We start from the raw sequence: 22,716 nt of genomic DNA, 5'->3' as shown, positions 1-22,716 counted from the left end.
TTCCAGGATCGCTGCATCATGAGCGGTAATTGTAAAAACGTCAGGAGTATCCATGAGGCGAGTATACGTGAACTCAAATCACGTAACCTTATTTTCCGCATGGCCCACTAGGATTCGGAATATTGATCGAAACCCTACAGGTTTCAGCTTGGAAGATGCTCCTATTTTGGGGTTGCTAACCAGGATATGGAAGCTGCTCAAAGAGATAGTAACTTACTACGAGCAAGATAATGCTGAAATTATAAGCATTCTAGAAAGGCCATTAATCGAAGCCGCAGTGACAGCAGAATATCTGCTAATGAGCGATTCAGATGTAATTGAAGATTACAGGAAGTGCTCGTACAAAGACCGATTAAGGATACTGCGTGAACTCAAAGAAGGTTCTCGATTCTTTGAGACAAAGGCAGGGAAACGACTGCTCAAATCTGTACAGGAAAAGATGGATCTAGAGGGATTCACAGAAGACGACTTCAAAGAGCAAAAGAAAAATCGATGGAGACTTCAAGGCAAGACATTCTTCGATATTTTCAAGGAAATTTCAGACGAGGATCTTTACAAATACACATACGGAATGATGTCTGAATCAATACATGGATCGTGGAACGAATCAATGGACTGGTGTCTTCAGAAGAATGAAGACTCCACGTTTTCCGTATACCCGTTCTACCATGAGGCTGATGTGAGATATATATGTCCGACACTCAAATTTTGCAATGAGTCATATCGGCTTTGGTTAGAACGAATTGATTGCCTAGATGAGAATATGATCAATGTCCTCGATTGGGTCGAAAGAGTAAACACTAGAATATTCATGATATTCGATCAAAAATATGATGGACCAAATGGCTAGCAAAGCGCTGCTAGGGACAAACCTACGCTGCGCTTCGGTTTGCCCCAGAGCGCGGCGTTATTTGCGACGTGAAGTCGTATAAATTTCTGTTACACACTCTGAAGAATCACAGGAGGTCATTTCTCAGAACGATGTAACTCGATGTTCTGCCATCGGTTTCCTACCGGCACATGCGTGGAAAGTAATTTCCGGGTGTGAAGCTGCCGGGACAATGTAACCTGCGGGCACTGCCCGGGAGAGAAAACCGCAAGGGATTCTCAACTCTGCCAGCACCGAGGCGGTAAGGGGCTAGGAATGGGTAGCATGGTCAACTCAGGTGAACTGTCGCAACTCCCGTTATGCGCAAGAAGCCCAAGGTGCTGACAGGCTTCAACCAAAAGGTGTGTGGACAGGTTGGCGGGCTTATAACGTCTCGCCACGCAGATGCTGCTCCACCGGGGGACAGACAGGGCCTAACCTATCTAGAGATTTATACGGAACACGATAACCCCGTATCGTACCGGGCAACCGGAAAGCGAGTCGTAAGGCGAGCCGATTGCGGTGCGGGTGTAGGAGGCTGGAAGAAGCGAATGCCGTGCTGTAATGGTGCGGATACGGGTTCCAACTTTGCCCGGCGCGAAAGCGAGCAGACGTCCAGCTGGTGCCTCATCGCGAGAGAGGCTGGAGAACCGGTTTTGTGGGGGAAAGCAAATGACGGCGTACGTGGAGCACCCGGAAACGGACAGGCCGCGTTCCAGTGCCGGTGCGCCCCCAGCGGGAACGGCGAGCCAGACCGACAGGCCAGCAATGGCCATCGAGACAGCCCGTTGCCACGTCTACCGGCTGCAGCGGCGTATCGCGAAGGCGGTTGAAGACAAACGTTACAACAAAGCCCGCGCACTGCAACGGCTTCTCACCAGTTCTTACGCTGGAAAATTGCTGGCTGCCCACCGTGTCATGCACAACCGCGGCCGCAAGACTCCCGGAATCGACGGCGTCACCTGGCGGTGGCCACAGGATCGATCCGAAGCACTCCGCTCCCTGCAGCGGCGCGGCTACCGCGCCCAACCGCTGCGCCGTATCTCCATCCCCAAGGCCAATGGCAAGGAGCGCCCCCTGGGCATCCCCACCATGGCAGATCGAGCGGCCCAGGCTCTGCAGCGCCTCGCACTGGAACCCTGGGCAGAGACAACAGCCGATAGGCACTCCTACGGCTTCCGTCCCAAGCGCTCGACCGCAGATGCCCTGCAACAGTGCTTTATTGCCCTGTCCCGCAGGACCTGTGCCGAATGGGTACTGGATGCGGATATCAAGGGCTGCTTCGACCACCTCAGCCACGACTGGCTGCTGGCGCATATCCCCATGGATAAACACCCGCTGCGGCAGTGGCTGAAGTGCGGCTACATCGATCGATACACCTACCACCAGACCGACGACGGCACGCCGCAAGGCGGCATCATTAGCCCGCTCCTCGCCAACATGGCACTGGATGGGCTGGAAGCCGCCATCGAGGCCTCTGTGCTCAAGAGTGGCAGTTGCGTCAACGTCATCCGCTACGCGGATGATATCGTCATCACCGGCGCCAGCCGGGAGCTACTGGAACAGCGCGTGCGGCCCTCCCTCGAAGCCTTCCTGGCCGAGCGCGGGCTCACCCTGTCCCCCGAGAAGACCCGTGTCGCACATATAGGCGAAGGGTTCGACTTCCTCGGCTGCAACTTGCGCAAGTACAACGGCAAATTGCTGACCCGGCCCGCCACGGACAAGGTCCGGGCCTTCGCAGGAAAGATCCGCACCCTCATCAAGCGCGGCGTCGCGCTACCCACCTTCCAGCTGCTGACACGCCTCAACCGCGTGCTGCGTGGCTGGTTCAACTACTACCGCCCTTGGGTATCCAAGGCGACCTTCGCCTTGATCGATACCCTGGTCTACGAGGCGCTGTGGTGGTGGATGCGACGGCGACACAAGAATCGCCAGAAACGCTGGCTCTACGGCCATTACACCCGCCCGCAGCGCACGCCAAACGGCAGCTACCGACGGGTGTTTACAGGCCAAACCCGAACCGCTCTCGGGATCACCCGCCGGGTGACCCTGTTCAAACTGAGCGATCTGCCGATCCGGCGCCACATCAAGATCGTGGCGAATGCTACCCCCTACACGCCGGGCTATGGAAGCTACTTCCGTAAGCGCTGGCAACGGCAGTACCGGCGAGCAGACCGGGTGTATCTTGCCAGATACAGACTGGCGGCGTAATGTGGAGCGCAAAATTGTTGATAACGAGTCAAACCGCCGGGTTCACAGAGCCTTTGAGGGGCTTGAGCCGTATGCGAGGAAACCCGCACGTACGGTTCTTAGAGGGCCGGGAGTCGGTGACGGCTCCTGGCTACTCGGCGCGAGATAGAGCATGAAGTATCTATTGACGTCAGAAGATCTTGAAGGCGATCCAGAATTTATGGTCGCTGTGGTCGAAGCAGGATCGAGAAGAGATTTTTATCCTGACTCAGATGCTGCATGCGTTCACGTCCCTGAAAGAGTAATGGAAAGAATTCTAGGGGTAGGCAAAGCCTATCAGCTCAAATTTCCTGAGCATGCTCCAGAAGATCTATCTAATCGGTGGGTGTATAGAGCTGCCCAAGTTGAATGGACGCTTGATGAGTTGGAATTCCTCCAATCGTTGCTAAATGATCAGCTCTTGCAGAGTTACCTTTCCAAGTTGATGGCTCTGGCTACAAAAGTGCTTTCCAACCCAAATAAATTGGAGTTGGTATTTGAGGGTCCGTAAACCGCATAACCAGTGGGTGAAGCTGACCGGTACTACGCTGCGCTCCGCACCGGCAGCTTACCCAAGGCGTTCAGGCTGTAGAAAAACTCTTAAAACCCAGCGTTTTTTGGTAGAATTTGACCCTCAAAGGGAGGGGATATGCCAAACTTCAGAAAATACAGCTACAGCCAGGACGCTATGGTCGTCATCAACTTCGAAGACCAGCTCCAGCCCGGTACTTTCGAGTTTACCCTCCATCGTCTGATCGACGGTTATATCGATCTCTCCCCCTTCTACGACAAGTACAGCAATGACCAGGGCGGCAGAGCTGCCTACGATCCAGCGATTTTGCTCAAGATTGTCCTCTTTGCCTACGCCAAAGGCATAACCTCCAGCCGCGAGATCCAGTGGCAATGTGAACATAACATCATCTTCAAAGCCCTCTCTTGCGCTTCCGTTCCTCACTTCACCAGCATCGCAAGTTTCGTTAGTGGCTACCCAAACGCCATTGAGTCCGTCTTCGAGCAGGTACTGTTAGTCTGTGACCAGCAGGGTCTGCTGGGCAATGAACTCTTTGCTATCGATGGTTGCAAGATGTCCTCAGATGCGTCGAAGGAGCACTCCGGCACCTTCAAAGAGCTAGAACAGAAGCGGGACAAGATCCAGAAAAAGATCCGGCATTGTATGGAGGAGCACAAACGGCTAGACAGGAGAAAGCCCCAAGAGCGAGACCGAAAGAAGCAGCTCGCCCAGGCCACTGAAACCCTCCAGAAGCACTTCGATAAAATTGATCAGTTCCTAAAGACGGCAACCCCAAGGAAGGGGCAGGGAAAGAACCAGAAAGAAGTAAAGAGCAATATCACCGATAACGAATTTGCCAAAATGACCACAAGCAAAGGCACCATCCAGGGCTACAACGGCATCGCCGCCGCCCCCTGTGTCAGCATAGATGTCGCGCCCACTTCCGGTTAAAAAAGTGGGCGCGACATCTATGCTGACACAGGGGGCGCGGGTCAGTATGCCGTCTTCACCAGCTGAATGCATGAGTTCGCCCACACTGCCAAGCAGTGAAACGAGTTTTAGTTGGCTGTTGGTTGAAGGTGCGATTGCTTCCGCGCGAACCACGTTATCTTCCAGCGAGAGGCCCGGTGCCAGATCGATACTGTAGCGGCCGTCCGCATCTGCGATGGTTTCGAATGTTTCGTCTCCAATGGTAAATCTTACCTGGGCATCGGGGACCGGGTTATCGGTGACTCTACCCTTTACCGAAAAGGCCGAAGTTGCTTGAATGGTCAGTGTTACTTCGGCAGCACTTTCCGCGCCTTCGTTATCGGTAACCGTGAGAGAAAGTACAGCCGTTTCGTCCTGTTCGACATCTGGTGCCTTGAGAGTAACGGATAGCTGATTGGTGTTTGTTAGTTCAAGCGATACATTTCCTTAATCGTGGATGGAGAAATACCGACGACCGGCGGCTGATTGGCTGCTGGGCCTCCGCCTTCATCGCCAGAGCCACCGCCTCCGCATGCACTGATCAGGGTGGTAAGTAAAAACATCGTCCCGCATTGAATGGATAACTTATCGCGCATCGAATACCCCTATGATCTTGGGTGTTATTAAAGACGGTTATGACGCCAAGAATATATGGCAGTCTTCGGAGCTTGGCTAGCGCAGCGGGCGGAGAAATTTACAGAGTCACCAGCCATAGATAGTTGTGATCGGGTGCCTGACTTTCCTGCCAATGAGGCTAGCGCGGATTGGTGGCAGATTGTTTTATATCCGCAAACAGGAACTGATTGGCAGGGCTGTCTAATGTGGGGGCCTGTTCACGATTTTCTTAGGAACAGCGTGAAGAATGCATGGCAAACTGGTGTGTAGCTTGCATTTTCTGCTCTTCCACGGGCTGCTAGAAGCCGTTTTCTGGGATTGACGTTTAAGTACCAAGTAAATATGACGGATTTCGTGACTCCGTAGTCGGGTGGGGCCAGTTGCGCATTGAAAGACCAACAAGATCATAGGATCGGAAAAATACTATTGTCTCTCCTCCCGCTGTAGGGAGCCCTCCAGTCCATATCCGATTCTGAGTCTGGTAAGACAGGCTGAATCACTCTGCTGCCTTGAGACGGCTCGAGACTTTTCCTTCCTTCACACACCAGTTAATCTGTGATACCTCCATCAGGTGCAATCCATTGGGCATGCCGGGCCAGATAAATAATTAGGATAACGGGTATTCTTCATGCGCAAAAAGGCGGTCTTCCTGCTCCCACTCGCGGCAATTTTTGTAGCCTCTCTGGCGGTGTCAGCAGACCCAGAAACCGGGTTTCCTTATGCCGGGTTACAGCAAAGCGCCATTCCGGATGACCCGGGGCGGAATAATTGGTCTCAGCGCGTTGACCGCCGCGCGGACGAGGAGGTACGTATCATTATCGACCTTCGTGAAACCCCTGCCCTGGAGCGTGCCGGCCGGATGGGGCTAAGTGCGCGCCCAGCCGGCAGCGGCCGCGATATGAGAGCTTTCGCTTCGCAGCATCACAAGCTGAGCCGTGAGCAGCAGCAACTAGTGGCGGAATTGCAGCGTCGCAAACTGGTACGCGGGCAGGTCCGCAGATTCACCCGCGCGGCCAATGCCATCAGCGCAACGGCTCGCGTTGACCAGATAGCTGGTATTGCCGCGCTGCCGGAAGTGCGAGCGGTAACGCGGGATCGGAAGGTGCGTGCACTGCTCACCGGCAGTGTGCCGCAGATCCGTGCGCCAGAGGTGTGGGGTATGCGCGATGCCCAGAACAGGGCCGTTGACGGGCGGGGCATCAATATCGCCATTATTGATACCGGTATCGACTACAGGCATCCGGATCTGGGTGGTTGCTTCGGCCCCGGTTGCCGGGTAATCGGCGGCTACGATTTCGTCAACAGTGACGGAGACCCCATGGACGACCACTTCCACGGTACTCTGGTGGCCGGTGTGGCCGCAGCCGTGGCCCCCGGGAGCAGCCTCTATGCCTACAAGGCGCTGGATAGCGATGGCTACGGTTACGAGAGCGACATCATCGCTGCCATTGAAGCCGCGGTGGATCCGGACGGGAATCCAAACACGGATGACGCGGTGGACGTGATCAACCTCAGCCTGGGTGGCTGGGGTGGCGGCACCTCGGCACTGTCCATAGCGGCCAATACCGCGATGCGTGCCGGCGTGGTGGTGGTCGCCGCCGCCGGTAACGACGGCCCCAATTACAATACCATCAACAGCCCCGGAGCCGCCGGGGAGATTATTACCGTGGGTGCGGTGGACAGCGCGGATCAGGTGGCCGACTTCAGCTCGCGAGGTATGTTCGGTACCGGCCTGGATCTGAGCAGCAGCAGTGTAAAGCCGGAGATACTGGCCCCTGGAGTGTCGATCGCCAGTACCGCCATGGGTGGTGGTACCCGCACGGAATCCGGCACCTCGCTCGCCGCGCCCCATGTGGCCGGCGCCGCTGCCCTGCTGCGCCAGCTGCACCCGGAACTGGATAGTTCAGAGATCAAGGCGCTGCTGGTCAACCGCGCCAATCCGGTAAACGGGGAACTGATCGCCGTGGGCAACGGGCAACTGGACGTCTTTGCCGCCGCCAGTGCAAGCTTTCTGGTCAATCCGCCGACCCTGTATATGGGGCATTTCGGTGTGGGTGCTTACGATAACCGGTCACTGCCGGTGACGATAAAGAGTCTGAATGCATCGTCAGAGTTCACCGTGGTGGAAACAGGTTCTCTCCCTGAGGGGGCGGCCCTGGTATTGTCCCCCGGCAAGTTCGAGCTGGCGGCCGGCGATAGCAGTGCTCAGGTCGCGAACCTGAGCGTGGACCGCAGCCGGGTACCTTATCGCGAGTCTCTGTACATACCTTACGACTCTGCGCTGGAATTTGCCGCTGGTGAAGAGCGGGTGCGTCTGCCGGTGGCCTTCCACCGCGCGGGCCTACTCGCCATGCGCGAGGACAGTCCACCCGGCGATTACTGGAGTTACCACGCCGGCCTCTTTACCGATGACTGGCAAGGCTGGGTCAGCACCGACAGCTATGAGAGCAGCGACCCCACCCTCTACGCGGCGGTGCGCGATGAGCCGGTGAACATAGTGTTCGGCGTTGACCACTTCGATACCCTGCATGTGGTGGAAAACTGGCGAGCGAGCGAAGGGGCGCTGGCTGTGCCCGCCGGCAAACACGGGTTCGGCGTGCCGCCGCTGCAAACCCCGAGCGGAAAGAAACTTGAATTTATGGAGCAGGTTCTGGAACTCTCACATCCGGATTTCCCTGCCTTCAGCTATCGCCTGAGTTACAGTGGCGATCTTCAGCTGAAGACAATTCACAACCTGCCCGACAGCTTCCGCGTGGATTATTTCGGTCTAGCGGAGGAGCCGGACGCTCATCCGCAGGATCGTCGGCTGTATACCGTCAAGCGCCGTCAGCCGGGCTTTCCCGCGGATCTGCAATTCGAACTGGGCGACCTAGGCAGCGTGCAGCTGCTGATCGGAAACCCTGTGTGGAATCGCGGTGGGTACAGCCTGGGCTATGGTGCGCACACCTATGGACCAGACTGGAACTGGTGGACCATCGAAAACGAAATGAGTCACGCATCGATACTGCTCACGATTTACGGGAGAGAGGATGATTTTTACGGCTGGCCAACGTTCCTGGACTTCTTGGTGGAATCGGCAGACTGGAGCCAACAGCTGTTTAGTCACGAGCTGTCCATCGGTAAAGATACCTATCGCAAGCTGCGCCGCAATAACGGTTGGAATTCCGATTCACCGGAGTTGATACTGGAGCGACCCAATGGCGTGATACTGATGGGGCTGGGACCCAGGTTCTGGGCCGGTGGTCTGCGTAACGATGACGGCTATTACCGGCCATGGCCGAGTCCCGGGGGCTACGCCTCTGCCAGTTGGGTAATGGATAGTTGGGGAAATGGTTACGATCAGGGCTTGCACTTTAGTGCTAAGTGTCTGCCCGGTGGTGAAGAATTCCGGAGCGGCGATTACCTCTGGGAGTACGATATTTCCTATGCCCCAGTCGGTTGCACATCGGTACAGGTGGACTTCGAATACCCAACTTCGCTCGGTGATATCGAATATACCTCCAGCGCCAAGGTGCAGCTAAACAGTCTGGACGGCGTCAGCTCACCGCGCATCGCTATGTTGGAACTGCTGGAGGACGGCACCATCTCCCATTACGCGCGTACTAATGCCGAGTTGATCCTTACTCTTGAGCACCAGCAGCCACTGGATAGGCTCACTGCGGAGCTGGCGTTGGATGGTGGTGACTGGCTGCCGCTGGAAACCGTACTGCTGGCGGATGGCCGCTACCGCGCCCTACTGCCTGAGGTATCGGATACTGCCATCGCCCATCTGCGTATCTCCGCTGAGGACATCTCCGGCAACAGCGTGTACAACACCATCCGGGGAGCGTTTGTACTGGGGTTGCAGGCGGCGAATGCAGTAGATACAGACGGCGATGGGGCCGTGGACAAGGAGGATGCGCAGCGCTTCAATCCGCGTTATTGGCAAGCGAAAAGTGCTGGAGTGCGCCTTCTGCCCGGCGTCCCGCAAGGGGGTGAGGTAGGCCGGGGGCAGGAAGATGTTGTGGTGCATGCGTTCGGCCTGGAAACGGACGTGGAAACCGAGCTTGCCAGCCTGACCCTGCAAGCGGCCGGCACTGGTGACGACAACGTGGATATTGCCATGGCGAAGCTTTATCTGGACAGTAACGGTAACGCAATCCCGGATGAGGGTGACATCCTGATCGCCAGTGAACGTTTTCTCGCCGACGATGCTGAGTTGACCTTCATTCTGGGAGACGGGCCTCTCCCGCTGGCAGTGGGCGAAACCCGCTTCGTCGTAAGCTACGATATTGCACTGTAAACAGAGTACACCCATGAACTGCAGACACGCACTTCTCGTGCCGGCTCTTTCCGCACTGCTTCTATCTCTTTTCGCCTGCGATGGAGGTGGTTCAAGCAACTCCGCAAACCCGCCCGGTAACCCAAGAGGGCCGAACGATCCGGTGGCAAAAACCCTGTCCAGCCGTATTATTGCGATCGAAGTTCGCAGGAGCGACAGTGGGGATAGCCTGCAGGTATCCGGTTTGCCGGCGGAGGGGGCGGAAATAGTGCTAGTGGAATAGAGGCTGCGCGAAGCGGCCGAGTATTGAGGGCTATTCTTTCCAATCTACTCGATATTGACAATATCGTAGGGTGTCAGAGCGGGAATGGTTTTTTGTACCTCGTCCTCGAGCCGATCGATACTTTCCAGCCGCCCGCAAAGCCCCTCCGCCCTCCGCTCCAGTTGCTCTGCCTGCCGATCCATCTTCTGTTCGATCTCTTCCGCGGCCTCCTCGGCCCGGCGCTCGATACTGCGGCCGCCGGTAAAGGCCGCCTTGAGCGCGTGCCAGGCAATGGTGCCGGCTGAATCCCTGGCCAGCTTCCCGATCTTGGGCTCGAACTCCTCCTCGATCGTCTGATCGATAAATTCGTCGATATCCGGATCACCGAGGGTGTAGATCTCCCCCTCCCGGTTGAGGCGCGCTTCGACGCGGCGCAGTAGTTCCTCTGACGCCTGCTGCAGCTCGATATTGTCGGGGTGATCCGGCCCCGCCAGTGTGGTCAGGGCGACGGACATGCCGTTCAGTGCGACATCCACGGCCTCCAGGGAAATCAGCAGGACTTCCCGCCCGGCGCCGTGCAGCTGGCTTTGGTAATCCCGCATCAGCTGCTGCTGACGCTCGTCGAGTTCAACTGTCTCGCCGTCGACCACCAGCTTTGCTGGGGATTGGAAGTGCACCCGGGTTTCGCTGTCCTCCCGGTCTTCGCGGATTTCGAGGAAGTCGGGCCCGACGCGTACGGCCTGGTTCAGTTCCGCGCTGCAGTGTTCCTCGTCGCCGGTGGTGAGGTGGATATTCCCGGCCAGGGCGGTACCCGGGAGCAGTATGGCGGCGGTTAGTGCGAGTGGTTTCCACATGGAAATTGTCCCCAGTCTTTCTGTTATGCCAGTGAGACGGCTCGAGTGCGCAGCCTGGATGCAGCCGGGACAAAAATTTTTTCGGCCCCGAAGCGACTTACGTTGGGGCGATTAGGTGGTAACCTGTCACAATTTCCTCGAACTCCCCACCCTACCGGGGGTTCCCAACAAATCCAATAAATGAGGGACGGCCTATGTCGATTCGCACACTCTGCCTGGGGGCGCTGCTGCTGTTATCCAGCCTGGCCGCGCAGGCCGGGAGCATCACCGACTACACCGCGGACATGGAGAAACAGCCGGGCTACCACGACTTCTACTGGGACGACGGCGAGGGCAGGGTTCTGCTCGAGATCGCCGAGTTCGACCGTGACTTCCTGCTGCTGACCGGCCTGGCCCAGGGCCTGGGTTCCAACCCGGTGGGACTGGACCGCAACCAGGTGGGCGAGAGCCGGGTGGTGAAGTTTCAGCGGGTGGGCAACAAGGTGTTGCTGCACCAAATGAACCTGAAGTACCGCGCCCGCTCCGACAATACTGCCGAGCGCCGCGCGGTGGACGAGGCCTTTGCTTCGTCAGTGCTCTGGGGTTTCGAGATAGTGGCGCGGGACGGCGAGCGCGCGCTGGTGGACTTCACCCCCTTCCTGCTCAGCGACCAGCACGGCATAGCTGCGCGCCTGAAGCAGACCGAGCAGGGCAGCTACAGCGTCGATCAGTCCAAGTCCGCCGTCTACCTGCCGCGCACGAAGAATTTTCCGAAGAACAGCGAGTTCGAGGCGCAGCTGACCTTCGCTGGCGACGCGCCGGGCAAGTACCTGAAGGAGGTGGTGCCGACCCCGACCCTGGTGTCCCTGCGCCAGCATATCTCCCTGGTGGCGCTGCCGGATGACAACTACCAGCCGCGCCGCTTCCACAGCCGCAGCGGCTATTTCCCGTTCGAGTACCGGGACTACGCGACGGCGATAGACCAGCCCCTGGACCAGCGCTTTATCTACCGCCACCGGCTGGAGAAGAAGCCGGGCAGTGACGAGCCGGTGGAGCCGATCGTCTACTACGTGGACTCCGGGGTGCCGGAGCCGGTGCGCAGCGCGCTGGTGGAGGGTGCCAGCTGGTGGAACCAGGCCTTTGAGGCGGCCGGTTACGAGAATGCCTTCCGGGTGGAGCTACTGCCCGAGGGTGCCGACCCGCTGGATGTGCGCTACAACGTGATCAACTGGGTGCACCGTTCGACGAGGGGCTGGTCCTACGGCTATTCGATTGTCGATCCGCGCAGCGGTGAGATCATCAAGGGCAATGTCACCCTGGGCTCCCTGCGGGTGCGCCAGGACTTCCTGATCGCCCAGGGGCTGCTGCAGCCCTACGGCAGTGACAATGCCGATACCGAGGCGCTGAAGCAGATGGCCCTGGCGCGCATCCGCCAGCTGTCCGCCCACGAGGTGGGGCACACCCTGGGCCTGGCCCACAACTTCGCCGCCAGCGTCGACGGCCGCGCCTCGGTGATGGACTACCCGGCGCCGCTGGTATCACTGCAGGGGGAAGAGCTGGAACTGTCCGACGCCTATGCGGAGGGGCTGGGCGCCTGGGACAGGCTGGCAATCCGCTACGGTTACGGCGAGGCCGAAAACGAGGCCCAGTATCTGGCCGGCGTGATCGCCGAGGCCGAGGCGCAGCAGCTGCGCTTTATCTCCGATCCGGACTCCCGCGATATCAACGACGCCCACGCCGTCTCCCACCTGTGGGACAACGGCGCCGACCCGCTGGCGGAGTTCGCGCGCATGGTGGAGCTGCGTCGCTACGCGCTGGACAATTTCTCCACCGCCGCCAATCCCCAGGATGCGCCGCGCTCCTCCCTGGAGGAGACGCTGGTGCCCGTCTACTACGGCCACCGCTACCAGGCGGAGGCCGTGGGCAAGCTGATCGGCGGCCTCGACTACGACTACCTGTACAACGGCGCCGAGCAGAACAGCTACACACTGGTGCCGGCGGAGCGGCAGCAGCGGGCGGTGGATGCCCTGCTGTCAACCCTGGAGCCGGAATTCCTGGCGCTGCCGGAGCGGGTGCTGCAGCTGCTGCCGCCCAAGTCCTACGGCTACGGGCGCACCGATGAGAGCTTCCCCTCTTACACCGGCGTCGCCTTCGATGCCGTGGCCATGAGCGAGGCCGCCGCCGGCCATACCCTGTCCATTCTGCTGCACCCGCAGCGCGCCGCGCGCATGGAGCAGCAGCACGCGCGCTCCAGTGAAATCCCGGGCTTCGGCTCGCTGCTGGAGCGGCTCACCGGTCGGGCGCTGGATGCCAGACACACCGGCCTGCAGGCGGCCATTCACCAGCGCGTCAACCACGCCTATATCCACAAGCTGATGCTGCTGGCGGGCGACAAGAATGCGGCGGAATCGGTGCGCGCCAAGGCCAATCTGCAGCTGGCCAGGTTCCAGCATGAGATGGGCGGTATGAAACTTTTTGGCGAGGATCCAGAGGGTTACAGCGCCCACTATTTCCACCAGGCGCAGCGCATCGCCGCCTTTATGGATGGCGAGCTGAAGGTGGAAGCAGGGGATCTGGTGGCGATGCCGCCGGGCTCGCCGATTTAATCAGAGGCGAAAAAAACTTGTAGGAGCCTGCTTGCAGGCGAATGGGGAGTGTCTGGAAAGTTCCGGGATATTCGCCGAGCATATCCCTGTGCTCGGCCCTTCGGGCAGCTTCGCTGCGCCAAATCGCTCCAGGCGATTTGGCCGCCTGCAAGCAGGCTCCTACAGGAAAACACAGATCAGCTGCGGATAAACTGCGATTTCTTTATCCAGTGGCTGCCGCGGTATTTTCTGGTCGGGCCGGCCCCCTTTTTTGCCCAGAAAAAATTCCTGTTGAACTGGAACTCCGCATCGTAGCCCTCGGCCAGCTCCGCCAGCGGCAGCGCCTGCCAGTTGGACAGGCGACGCTTGCTGGTGGCCTCCAGCAGGTATTCCTGGTCATCCACGATGGCCACCACCCAGGCGTGGCCCTGGCCCTTGTGGGTGCCCAGCGCCACCCGCGCGTCCACGCCCAGTTCGATCAGCCAGTCCGCCAGCAGTATCGCGTGGTCCTCGCAGTCGCCGCGCTTCTGGTAGAAGGCCTGGCGCGAGGTCTGCCAGATATCGGCGAGGCCGGCGTACTGCAGGTGGTCGTACTGGTACTCCTTGCGGATGGCCAGGGTGTAGAGGGGCACCCAGAGCTGCCTGGTCTTGAAGGGGCGGAAGCCGACCAGGTAGCTGTTGGCGAAGTGGTGTTTCTGGTCCAGGCCGCGGGCCGAGGCAGTGGCCTGCTCTATGCCCTGCCAGTTCCACACCGACACATAGGCACTCTGCTCGAGGCTGCGCCTGGCGACTATCTGCTGGATGGTCTCCTCTGGCAGCGGCCGGCTGGTGCCCTGTACCCGCACCACGCCGTACTGGCGGTCCCTGCCCGCGTCGCCCGGGGCGTCGATATTCAGCTGCCGATCCAGGGCTTCGTCGATCTGCTGCCCGACCTGGGCTGCCTCCTGTCGCTGCGCCAGGCGCAGGGCAATATCCGGCGCTACCAGTGCAACCCCCAGGCAGCCGATGACCAGCCAGCCGCGCATGCCGCTCAGCCCTTGAGCCCGAAGGAGATAATGAGGGCGACGAAGATCAGTATCGTCGAGGCGAAGATGGCCACGGCGATGTTGCCGTTCTTCAGTTCACCTTCGATATCCACGTGTTTTAGCAACTTCTTGTCGATGGCAACCAGCGCAATGATACCGATAAACAGGGCCAGCAGCGTGTAGAGCAGATTCATGCCCAGGTTAAACAGGGTGGCGGTGAGAAATTCCAGTTCCATATCTCTCTTTCTTAAATAAATCGGCCGGCTATTAAACCATAGAAAGGGAGGAATGGAGGCCGGGGAGCACAAAAGGAAAGGGGCCCGAAGGCCCCTTTTTATCCTGCAAGCAAGCGGTTACTTGTTTTTCGGACCGCCGCCACCGTTGCCGCCACCGTTGCCGCCACCGCCTGTGCCGCCGCCATCACCGGGGTTGGTGCCGGTACAGGCGTTGACCGCCAGGTAGTCCACCGCGGCCTTGGCCTGCACCAGGCCGTAACCGTAGGCGTTGTCGCGACCGGCCGCGCCCAGGTCCTCCGCGGTCGCATTCAGGGCCGCACGGATTTCACCGGGGGCGCAGTTCGGATAGTGACTCCACACCAGTGCGGCAACACCGGCCACGTGGGGAGTTGCCATGGAGGTGCCGTTGAAGTAGGCGTAGTCACTGGCCTCCACGTTCAGGGTGGTACTGGCACCCAGCTGGTTCAGCAGCGCCGTGCCGTCGGTGTCGGAGATACCGGCGGAGGGAATGGAGGTCACTGTATCGCCCAGGGTGCCGTAGAGCATGCCCGGCTCGTTGTTGTAGATCACCGCGGCGATGCCGCCACCGGCCTCGCAGTTCAGCACCTTGTCGGCGAAGCTGATATTGCCGCGCTGGATCAGGCACACCTTGCCGGCGGCAGCGGTGCAGGCGGACTCGGCGGTGCCGCAGTCGGCCAGGGCGCCGGTGGCGGAGGCTACCGGGCTGCCGTCCATTCCGGCGGCTTCCACCGCCGCCCCGGCGACGGTCAGGTCGGTGTTGCGGCCCATGCCCACCGGTACGGTGGACAGCACGTCCACGCCCGGGCCGGACAGCTCGACCTGGTTGGTCTGCTGGGAGAAGTCGGCCACCACTTTGTTGCTGTCTACCGCCGCCACGGAAACCACGGCGTCGTAGGAGGCCGGGTAGGAGTGGCTGGTGTCGCCATCGTTGCCGGCGGCGGCGATGGAGAGGACGCCGTTGGTGTTGTAGAGATCGGCGAAGGCGCGCTCTTCGGTCTTTGACTTGAAACTGCCGCCCAGGCTCATGTTGATCACGTTGGCGCCGTTGGCGGCACAGGTATCCGCTGCGTGCACCAGGGATGAAGAGTAGCCCCAGCCGTCGGCATTGAACACCTTGACGATATGCAGGTTGATATTGCTGTTCGGCAGCACGCCGACGACGCCGACGCTGTTGTTCATCGCGGCGATGGTGCCGGCCACGTGGGTGCCGTGGCTGTTCTGGTCTTCGTACCAGTTGCCGGTGCCGGAGTCGTTGGTGCCGGTCACGGCGTTGCCGGACAGGTCCTCGTGGGAGATGTCGTAGCCGGAATCGATGATACAGACAGTGCGGTTGCCGGCCACGCCGTCGCTGACCAGGTCAGCCTGCACCATCGGGATGCCGAAGGGGACTTCCTGGGCCATCAGGTAGCGCTTCGCGTCCTCTTCGACATATTCGACGTTGGGGTTGTTGCGCAATGCTTGCAGGGCTTTCGCGGGCAGGTGTGCGGCCACGGCGTTGCGCTTCTCCAGGCCGAGGGCGACGCGGCCGCCGTGCTGCTTCATTTGCGCTTTGACTGCGGGGCCCTTGCCCTCCTTGAATTTGATGATATAGCGATCATCTGCGGCATGTGTCTGCGCGGACACGGCCAGCGCAATAGCGCCGGCGGCGAATATCGACAGGGCACCTGTGGGTGATAAAGGGTTTCTCATTGGTAATGCTCCAGAATGGGTCTGAATATTTATCGTTATTGGTTTGAAGACCACCCGGTGACCTGCGATCCGGATTTTTCGATCGGGAACGGCAGTACCGACTGCTGGTGGAGGAAATCGAAAAATATCAATTTGTCGGCTGGTGCCAACTAAAAAGTTTCAGGCTCGTGACGGCCTTGGCAAATTTAGTATTTGGTGGCTAATTGGCGCGTATTTCACTGAGGTGGGGAGGTTCCGATTCGTCAAATTCATCGAGATTGTGAAAAATTCTGGTACGCCTGTGCTGCATTTTTTAGGATATGCATGCCCTGGTTACCCGATTCCAGTGATCGGAATTGCAATGCCTGGCGCGAAAATTCTCTTTCTGGTTTTCGGTTTGTCCTTCTTTATTCCGATAGCTATCGATTAGCGATCGCGGGGCTTTAACTGCTGAATCCCGGCGATGTAGCGCAGGGCGCCTGCAGCCGCCGGTAGACCGGGGCTGCAGGTCGGCTCGGGAGCTGGTTAGCGTCCTCCGGCTGCCACACTCTCACCGATGGGATTGCCATCGGCATCAAGCTCGGCAATCGGGCCTATTTCCAGATCACTGATTCCTTTCTCGATCTTTTTCTTGTCGCCGACGATCACCCAGACAAACTGCTCCGGCTTGATCGTCTCGCGCGCCAGCTCGTGGATACTGTCCAGGCCGGCGCCGCGAATCTGCTCGGCGTAGTCGTCCATGTAATCCAGCGGGCGCTCGTAGGTCACCATATCGGAAACCGCGCCGGAAACCGCGGTTATGGTCTCGAAGCGCCCGGGCAGCTCGTTGATGCGTTTGGCCTTCACCTTCTGCAGCTCCTCAGCCATGGCCGGCTCGCTGCCGATATAGGCCCGCAGCTCCCTCTGCAGCTCCGCCAGGGACTCGCTGGTCTTGTCAGTCTGCACCGGGGCGTAGACCAGCAGCGGCTGCTGGCCCTTGGCGCCGGTCAGGAAGGAGTAGGCACCGTAGGCCCAGTGCTTCTCCTCGCGCAGGTTCATATTGATACGCGCGGTGAAGGTGCCGCCGAGGATGTCGTTCATCATATGTAGCGCCTCGCGGTTCGGAATCTTCTCCGAGGGTGCCAGCAGGCCGCCGATGATGATGGACTGCTCGGAATCCGGCTTGTCGATCAGGAAGACGCTGGCCTTTTCCGGATGCGCCACTTTCGCCAGGTTCTTCTGCGGCAGCGCGCTCTGCGGCGCGCGCCAGTCGGCGAAGTGGTTTTCCAGTTTCTGCACCAGCGCATCCATGGTGATATCGCCCACCGCCACCAGGGTGGCGTTGTCCGGGCGCATCCAGGTCTGGTGGTATTCGACCAGGTCGTCGCGGGTCAGCGATTCGATGGAGGCCTCGGTGCCGCTGCCGGTAAACGGAACGCCGTAGGCGTGGTCCGCACCGTAGAGCAGCGGCGGCAGGCTGCGCAGGGCCATCTGCACCGGTTTGGTCTTCTCCTGCTGTATGCCGGCGATCCAGCGGCCGCGCTTGCGCTCTATCTCCTCGTCGGAGAAGGCGGGGTTCAGTACTATGTCGGCGAAGAGCGCCATGGATTCATCCAGGTTGGCGGTCAGCGCATTCAGGCTCACGGTGGCGGTGTCGATATCCGCACCGGCGCCGATGCGCGCGCCCAGCATCTCCTCCTTGGCACTGATCTCCAGCGCGCTCAGCCCGGCGGTGCCCTCCTTCAGCATCGACATGGCGTAGCTGGAGGTGCCCAGCTTCTTGCCCTGGTCGGCAGCGTAGCCGGCGTCAAAAATCAGGCGCATATCCACCACCGGCACCGAGTTGCGCTCCGCCAGTATCACCTTCAGGCTGTTGGAGAGCTCCGCAGTCTGCAGTTCCGGGAAGGGTACCGAAGGGAATTCGCCGGTGTCCGGCAGCCTGGACCTGTCGGCGCCGGTGTCCGCCACCTTGTACTCGGGGAAGGGGTGCACCTCCAGATTGTAGTCGCCGCTCGACAGCCATTCATGCGCGGCGGCCTGTACCTGTTGCGGGGTCAGCTGCTGCTTTTCGGCCACGGCGTCCAGGTAGCCGTTGGGGTTGTTCAGGTAGAGCTCGCCGCGGGCCAGGATCACGCCCTTGCCGCTCCAGCCACCCACCTGCTCCAGGTCGCGCGCGTAAGCGGCGTACTCGCTCATATTCACCCGCGCCAGCTCCTCTGCGGTCGGGCCCTCTTTCAGGAAGCGCTGCAGCTCCTCCTCGATGGCCGCCTCCACTTTGGTCAGCTCGACACCGGGCTTGGCATCGGCGATGACCTGGAATATCGACGACAGCTCGAATTCGTAGAGGGCGACGTTCACGCTGGTGGCGATCTGGTCCTTGTACACCAGGCGCTCATACAGGCGCGAGTTCTTGCCGTCACCGAGGACCGCGGCCGCCAGGGACACCGCATTGGCATCCTCGTGGCCCAGGTTGGGAGTGTTCCAGACCTTGTAGATGCGCGACTGGGCGACGCGGTCGAACATCTGCTCACGCTTGGATTCCTCGCGCTTGGCAATCCAGGCCTTCTTCTTGATCAGCGGTGGCCCGGCGGGGATGTCGGCGAAGTATTTGTTGACCTTTTCCTTCGCCGTCTCGACGTCTATGTCGCCGGCCAGCACCAGCACAGTGTTGGCGGCGCCGTAGTAGGTCTTGAACCACTCGTGCACGTCCTCCAGCGCGGCTGCGTTCAGGTCCTCCATTGAGCCGATGGTGGTCCAGGAATAGGGGTGACCCTCGGGGAAGATGGCCGCCTGCATTTTTTCCCAGACCTTGCCGTAGGGCTGGTTCTGGCCCTGGCGCTTCTCGTTCTGCACCACGCCGCGCTGCTCGTCCAGCTTCTCCTGGGTGATGACGCCGAGCAGGTGGCCCATGCGGTCGGATTCCATCCACAGGGCCATATCCAGCGCGTTGGACGGCACTGTCTCGAAATAGTTGGTGCGATCCAGCCACGTAGTGCCGTTCATGCCGGTGGCGCCGGCCTGCTCGAAGGGCTTGAAGAATTCGTCGTCGTAGTTTTCCGAGCCGTTGAACATCAGGTGCTCGAACAGGTGCGCGAAGCCGGTGCGCCCGGGCTTCTCATCCTTGGAACCCACGTGGTACCAGACCCCCACGGACACGATCGGCGCCTTGCGGTCCTCGTGCACTATCACGCGCAGGCCGTTGGGCAGGGTGAATTTCTCGTAGGGGATACGCAGTGCCTCGGTGGTCGTCTGCGTCGCGGTGACGGGTGTCGCGGGGGAACTTGCGGCGGTGTCGGCGGCCGGTCCGGATTTCGGTGCCTCGCCGCAGCCGGCGATGGCCAGCGACAGCGCCAGCGGAATCCAGTGGGGTTTCAGGGCTTTCATAGCGGTTTCCTTGTTCTGGTTATCCTGAAGCTGCCATTCCGCACTTCGGAGACCGCCGACAAAACCGAGGCAAATTATTCTGATTATTGTCGTTCTGCACCGGCCTCTGCGACCGGTGGCGGCACATCCGTGAGCCGAAAATCGCGGGCGTCTTCCCGCCTTTTACACGCGTTCGGGAATGACAGCTTTTCGCCCGGACTTTATACAGGGCCGCCGCAGGGCTGGCAAACCGCCCTCAGTAGGCCCCGCGAATCAGTTCGATACCCGGCTGGAGTGCCCGGCGCCAGGCGCTGTCGATATCGTCGGAAAACGCCGGGTCGTGGCGGCGCAGTGTGTCCAACAGCGCATCCAGCCACAGGCGGTAGAGGTCGGGGCTTATGTTGTAGCCGTTGCGGGAATGGCTCTGCCCCAGGGCGCGCAGCTTGGTGTCCGGCATGCCGCGGGCGTGCAGCACCAGCTGCATGATGCCGTTGCGCAGCAGATGGCGCTGCTGCTTCATATCGGTATCGACAAACATCGCGCGGACCTCGTCGGAACTACCCATAAAGCGATCGTAGAAGTCGACAAAAAATTGTTCGTTGTTGCAGCAGCGCCCGTAGCTCTGAAAGACGATATCACTATCGGTGGTTTCCATTGCGGATACTCCCTGGACCGGAAAATGCCGGCGGCCAATAACCATGGTATTTGTATGGATTTGTTGCGCGGATTCTAGCGGCGGGCGGGGCGGGCGCAAGGATTTTTTGATGGGAGTGGCGTGGGCGGCTTCAGTCGGTCTCGTTCTCGTGGCGCAGGCTGACCTCGATGGACCCGTCCGCCGATTCGATCAGCATGACCAGTATCGGGCGGCAGCAGACGAAGCAGTCCTCTATATAGCGCTGGGCGCCCGCCGAGTAGTCCACCAGCAGGGAGATCGTCTCGCCGCAATAGGGACAACTGCCGCTGTACTCCTTGAGGGCCTGCATCAGCCGGTGCCCTTCGGCAGGTAGGGCTCGGCCCAGGCGGCCAGGGTGTTGGCCACATAGTCGGCGTCCCCGCGCCGGGTCAGCAGGTGGTCGGCGCGGTCCAGGCTGATAAAGCTCTTCGGGTGCAGGGCGCGGTTGTAGATCTCCGCCGCCTCGTCGATAGATACCGTCTGGTCCAGCGGGGAATGGTAGATCAGCAGCGGCCGGCCCAACTCGCGGATATAACCCATCCGGTGCCTGTCCAGGTCGTCGAGGAACTGCTTCCTGATGGTGAAGGGCCGCCCCGCCAGTTCCACCTGCGCCTGGCCCTGCTGCCGGATGGTGTCGATGGCGCAGGCGAACTGCTTGATCACGTGATCCGGGTCCGACGGGGCGGCGATGGTGACTATGGCCTTGGCCTCCTTTATATCGCCGGCGGCGGCCAGCACCGCGGCGCCGCCGAGGCTGTGGCCGATCAGCAGGTCCACCGGGTGGTGCTCGCGATGCAGGAAGTCCGCGGCGCAGAGCAGGTCCTGGACGTTGGAGGAGAAGTTGGTCTCGGCGAAGTCGCCCTCGCTGGCGCCGAGGCCTGTGAAGTCGAAGCGCAGTACCGCGATGCCCAGGTCCGCCAGCCGGCGCGCTATGCGCGAGGCCGAGAGCACGTCCTTGCCGCAGGTGAAGCAGTGGGCGAAGAGCGCATAGGCCCGCGGCTCTCCCTGTTCCGGCATCTCCAGGATGCCGGCCAGGCGGGCGCCGCTGCTGCCGGGGAACTTGACCTTGTGCCTCTTTGACATATGCGCGCCCCTCGCTGGATAAAAGCCTCGATCGTCGGCGCAATTGTACCGACCGGGGAGTGGGATGAAATGACAGCGTTATCAATACATGTGCAGGCCCTGTGGTAATTCAACTACAGAACGGCTTGATATACTCCGCGCGGGCCGCCGGCCGGTGGGCGCGGCCCGGTACAAGGGCTTATAATCCGCGCCCACTTTTCTACAGTTACTTTTTATTGTTACTGGCACATTCACAGCAGGGGGATTGGCGAATGGCGGTTAAATTGATGACGGATCTGGAACTGGCGGGCAAGCGCGTCCTGATCCGCGAAGACCTGAACGTTCCGGTCAAAGACGGGGCTGTCACTTCCGATGTGCGCATCCGCGCCGCGCTCCCCAGCATCCGGGCCGCGATGGACGCCGGCGCCAGGGTGCTGCTGATGTCCCACCTGGGCCGCCCCACCGAGGGCGAGTACGAGGAGGCGTTCTCCCTGGCCCCGGTGGCCGCGCACCTGGGCAAGCTGCTCGGCCGCGAGGTGAAGCTGGTCAAGGAGTGGCGCGACGGTGTCGAGCTGGCCGACGGCGAGGTGGCCCTGCTTGAAAACGTGCGCTTCAATCCCGGCGAGAAGAAGGACGACGAGGAGCTGGCCAGGGCCTATGCAGGCCTCTGTGACATCTTCGTGATGGACGCCTTCGGCACCGCCCACCGCGCCCAGGCCTCCACCCACGGCGTGGCCAGGTTCGCCCCGGTGGCCTGTGCCGGCCCGCTGCTGGCCGCGGAGCTGGACGCGCTGGAAAAAGCCCTGGCCAATCCCGCGCGCCCCCTGGTCGCCATCGTCGGCGGTTCCAAGGTGTCCACCAAGCTGACCGTGCTGGAGACCCTCGCCGACAAGGTGGACCAGCTGATCGTCGGCGGCGGCATCGCCAACACCTTCCTCGCCGCCGCAGGCAAGCCGGTGGGCAAGTCCCTGTGCGAGCACGACCTGGTGGACACCGCCAAAGCGCTGATGGACAAGTGCGATATCCCGCTGCCGGTGGACGTGGTGACCGGTGTGGAATTCTCCGAGACCGCCGCCGCCGAGACCAAGCCCGCCGATGAAGTCGCCGAGGACGATATGATTTTCGATATCGGCCCCGACTCCTCCGCCAGGCTGGCGGAGATCCTCAAAGAAGCCAAGACCATTATCTGGAACGGCCCGGTGGGGGTGTTCGAGTTCGACCAGTTCGGCGGCGGCACCGAGCGGCTGTCCAGGGCCATCGCCGACAGCGATGCCTTCTCCATCGCCGGCGGCGGCGACACCCTGGCCGCGGTGGACAAGTACGGCATCACCGACAAGGTCTCCTATATCTCCACCGGCGGCGGCGCCTTCCTGGAGTATGTGGAGGGCAAGAAACTGCCGGCGGTAGAGATTCTCGAAAGCCGCGCCGGCGATTGAGGCAAAAAAGCCGCGCCGACGATTGATCTATCTATCGTCTTTCCGGCGCAGGCCGGAAACCAGTGCCGAAGAGCCCTGGACCCCGGCCTGCGCCGGGGTGACGAAATAACAACAAAAATT

At 60.3% G+C, this 22,716-nt stretch carries 14 protein-coding genes and 1 pseudogene; 7 read left to right on the top strand and 8 right to left on the bottom strand.

Annotated elements, in window-relative coordinates; genetic code table 11:
• Positions 1-52 precede the first annotated feature (52 nt).
• The 5 genes and pseudogenes from AC6R19_RS18165 (at position 53) to AC6R19_RS18145 (ending at position 9,474) form a co-directional block, all read left to right on the top strand.
• Positions 53-850 (top strand): DUF5677 domain-containing protein, encoded by a 798-nt coding sequence (locus AC6R19_RS18165; RefSeq protein WP_500581264.1) that lies wholly within the window; start codon positions 53-55, stop codon positions 848-850.
• A gap of 690 nt (positions 851-1,540) precedes the next feature.
• The gene (gene ltrA, locus AC6R19_RS18160; RefSeq protein WP_500581263.1) at positions 1,541-3,079 is read left to right on the top strand and encodes a group II intron reverse transcriptase/maturase; all 1,539 of its coding nucleotides are present in this window, start codon (positions 1,541-1,543) and stop codon (positions 3,077-3,079) included.
• A gap of 151 nt (positions 3,080-3,230) precedes the next feature.
• Positions 3,231-3,608, top strand: a complete 378-nt coding sequence (locus tag AC6R19_RS18155; RefSeq protein WP_500581262.1) for a hypothetical protein — start codon at positions 3,231-3,233, stop codon at positions 3,606-3,608.
• A 138-nt stretch (positions 3,609-3,746) separates the two neighbouring features.
• A pseudogene (locus AC6R19_RS18150) lies at positions 3,747-4,517 on the top strand (transposase); the annotation flags it as partial.
• A 1,573-nt stretch (positions 4,518-6,090) separates the two neighbouring features.
• Entirely contained in the window at positions 6,091-9,474 is a 3,384-nt protein-coding gene (locus AC6R19_RS18145; protein ID WP_500581261.1) for a S8 family peptidase, read from the top strand.
• A 306-nt stretch (positions 9,475-9,780) separates the two neighbouring features.
• Here AC6R19_RS18145 and AC6R19_RS18140 read toward each other — a convergent pair whose 3' ends face one another.
• A complete protein-coding gene (locus AC6R19_RS18140) occupies positions 9,781-10,569 on the bottom strand; it encodes a DUF2884 family protein (protein WP_500581260.1) in 789 nt (262 codons plus the stop codon).
• 194 nt (positions 10,570-10,763) lie between these two features.
• Between AC6R19_RS18140 and AC6R19_RS18135 the strand changes: the two genes are divergently transcribed.
• Positions 10,764-13,154, top strand: a complete 2,391-nt coding sequence (locus tag AC6R19_RS18135; protein ID WP_500581259.1) for a zinc-dependent metalloprotease — start codon at positions 10,764-10,766, stop codon at positions 13,152-13,154.
• 176 nt (positions 13,155-13,330) lie between these two features.
• Here the strand turns inward: AC6R19_RS18135 and AC6R19_RS18130 are convergent, their stop codons facing one another.
• The 7 genes from AC6R19_RS18130 to AC6R19_RS18100 form a co-directional block, all read right to left on the bottom strand.
• The gene (locus tag AC6R19_RS18130) at positions 13,331-14,158 is read right to left on the bottom strand and encodes a transglutaminase domain-containing protein (RefSeq protein WP_500581258.1); all 828 of its coding nucleotides are present in this window, start codon (positions 14,156-14,158) and stop codon (positions 13,331-13,333) included.
• A 5-nt stretch (positions 14,159-14,163) separates the two neighbouring features.
• Entirely contained in the window at positions 14,164-14,394 is a 231-nt protein-coding gene (locus AC6R19_RS18125) for a DUF350 domain-containing protein (RefSeq protein WP_500581257.1), read from the bottom strand.
• Positions 14,395-14,511: 117 nt separating this feature from the next.
• Positions 14,512-16,104: a S8 family serine peptidase gene (locus tag AC6R19_RS18120; RefSeq protein WP_500581256.1), complete on the bottom strand. Its 1,593-nt coding sequence runs from the start codon at positions 16,102-16,104 to the stop codon at positions 14,512-14,514.
• A 504-nt stretch (positions 16,105-16,608) separates the two neighbouring features.
• The gene (locus AC6R19_RS18115) at positions 16,609-19,446 is read right to left on the bottom strand and encodes a M16 family metallopeptidase (protein ID WP_500581255.1); all 2,838 of its coding nucleotides are present in this window, start codon (positions 19,444-19,446) and stop codon (positions 16,609-16,611) included.
• A gap of 235 nt (positions 19,447-19,681) precedes the next feature.
• Positions 19,682-20,080 carry a globin gene (locus AC6R19_RS18110; RefSeq protein WP_500581254.1) on the bottom strand — a complete coding sequence of 133 codons (399 nt, stop codon included), beginning with the start codon at positions 20,078-20,080 and terminating at the stop codon, positions 19,682-19,684.
• 130 nt (positions 20,081-20,210) lie between these two features.
• Positions 20,211-20,408, bottom strand: a complete 198-nt coding sequence (locus tag AC6R19_RS18105; RefSeq protein ID WP_500581253.1) for a CPXCG motif-containing cysteine-rich protein — start codon at positions 20,406-20,408, stop codon at positions 20,211-20,213.
• Entirely contained in the window at positions 20,408-21,181 is a 774-nt protein-coding gene (locus AC6R19_RS18100) for an alpha/beta hydrolase family protein (protein WP_500581252.1), read from the bottom strand. The genes AC6R19_RS18105 and AC6R19_RS18100 overlap by 1 nt, the downstream gene beginning before the upstream one ends.
• Before the next feature lie 251 nt (positions 21,182-21,432).
• Here AC6R19_RS18100 and AC6R19_RS18095 point away from each other — a divergent pair, with 251 nt between their 5' ends.
• Positions 21,433-22,596: a phosphoglycerate kinase gene (locus AC6R19_RS18095; RefSeq protein WP_500581251.1), complete on the top strand. Its 1,164-nt coding sequence runs from the start codon at positions 21,433-21,435 to the stop codon at positions 22,594-22,596.
• The last annotated feature ends 120 nt before the right edge of the window (positions 22,597-22,716 follow it).

The organism is Microbulbifer sp. SE14, from assembly GCF_059834885.1.
This window is presented reverse-complemented; position numbering and strand designations above follow the sequence as displayed.

What these genes read in the sequence shown, in the direction of transcription:
- AC6R19_RS18130 (WP_500581258.1), bottom strand. Translation starts at nt 14,158, where the DNA reads ATGCGCGGCTGGCTGGTCATCGGCTGCCTGGGGGTTGCACTGGTAGCG.
- AC6R19_RS18140 (WP_500581260.1), bottom strand. Translation starts at nt 10,569, where the DNA reads ATGTGGAAACCACTCGCACTAACCGCCGCCATACTGCTCCCGGGTACC.
- AC6R19_RS18135 (WP_500581259.1), top strand. Translation starts at nt 10,764, where the DNA reads ATGTCGATTCGCACACTCTGCCTGGGGGCGCTGCTGCTGTTATCCAGC.
- AC6R19_RS18155 (WP_500581262.1), top strand. Translation starts at nt 3,231, where the DNA reads ATGAAGTATCTATTGACGTCAGAAGATCTTGAAGGCGATCCAGAATTT.
- AC6R19_RS18165 (WP_500581264.1), top strand. Translation starts at nt 53, where the DNA reads ATGAGGCGAGTATACGTGAACTCAAATCACGTAACCTTATTTTCCGCA.
- ltrA (WP_500581263.1), top strand. Translation starts at nt 1,541, where the DNA reads ATGACGGCGTACGTGGAGCACCCGGAAACGGACAGGCCGCGTTCCAGT.
- AC6R19_RS18115 (WP_500581255.1), bottom strand. Translation starts at nt 19,446, where the DNA reads ATGAAAGCCCTGAAACCCCACTGGATTCCGCTGGCGCTGTCGCTGGCC.
- AC6R19_RS18105 (WP_500581253.1), bottom strand. Translation starts at nt 20,408, where the DNA reads ATGCAGGCCCTCAAGGAGTACAGCGGCAGTTGTCCCTATTGCGGCGAG.
- AC6R19_RS18145 (WP_500581261.1), top strand. Translation starts at nt 6,091, where the DNA reads ATGAGAGCTTTCGCTTCGCAGCATCACAAGCTGAGCCGTGAGCAGCAG.
- AC6R19_RS18125 (WP_500581257.1), bottom strand. Translation starts at nt 14,394, where the DNA reads ATGGAACTGGAATTTCTCACCGCCACCCTGTTTAACCTGGGCATGAAT.
- AC6R19_RS18120 (WP_500581256.1), bottom strand. Translation starts at nt 16,104, where the DNA reads ATGAGAAACCCTTTATCACCCACAGGTGCCCTGTCGATATTCGCCGCC.
- AC6R19_RS18110 (WP_500581254.1), bottom strand. Translation starts at nt 20,080, where the DNA reads ATGGAAACCACCGATAGTGATATCGTCTTTCAGAGCTACGGGCGCTGC.
- AC6R19_RS18095 (WP_500581251.1), top strand. Translation starts at nt 21,433, where the DNA reads ATGGCGGTTAAATTGATGACGGATCTGGAACTGGCGGGCAAGCGCGTC.
- AC6R19_RS18100 (WP_500581252.1), bottom strand. Translation starts at nt 21,181, where the DNA reads ATGTCAAAGAGGCACAAGGTCAAGTTCCCCGGCAGCAGCGGCGCCCGC.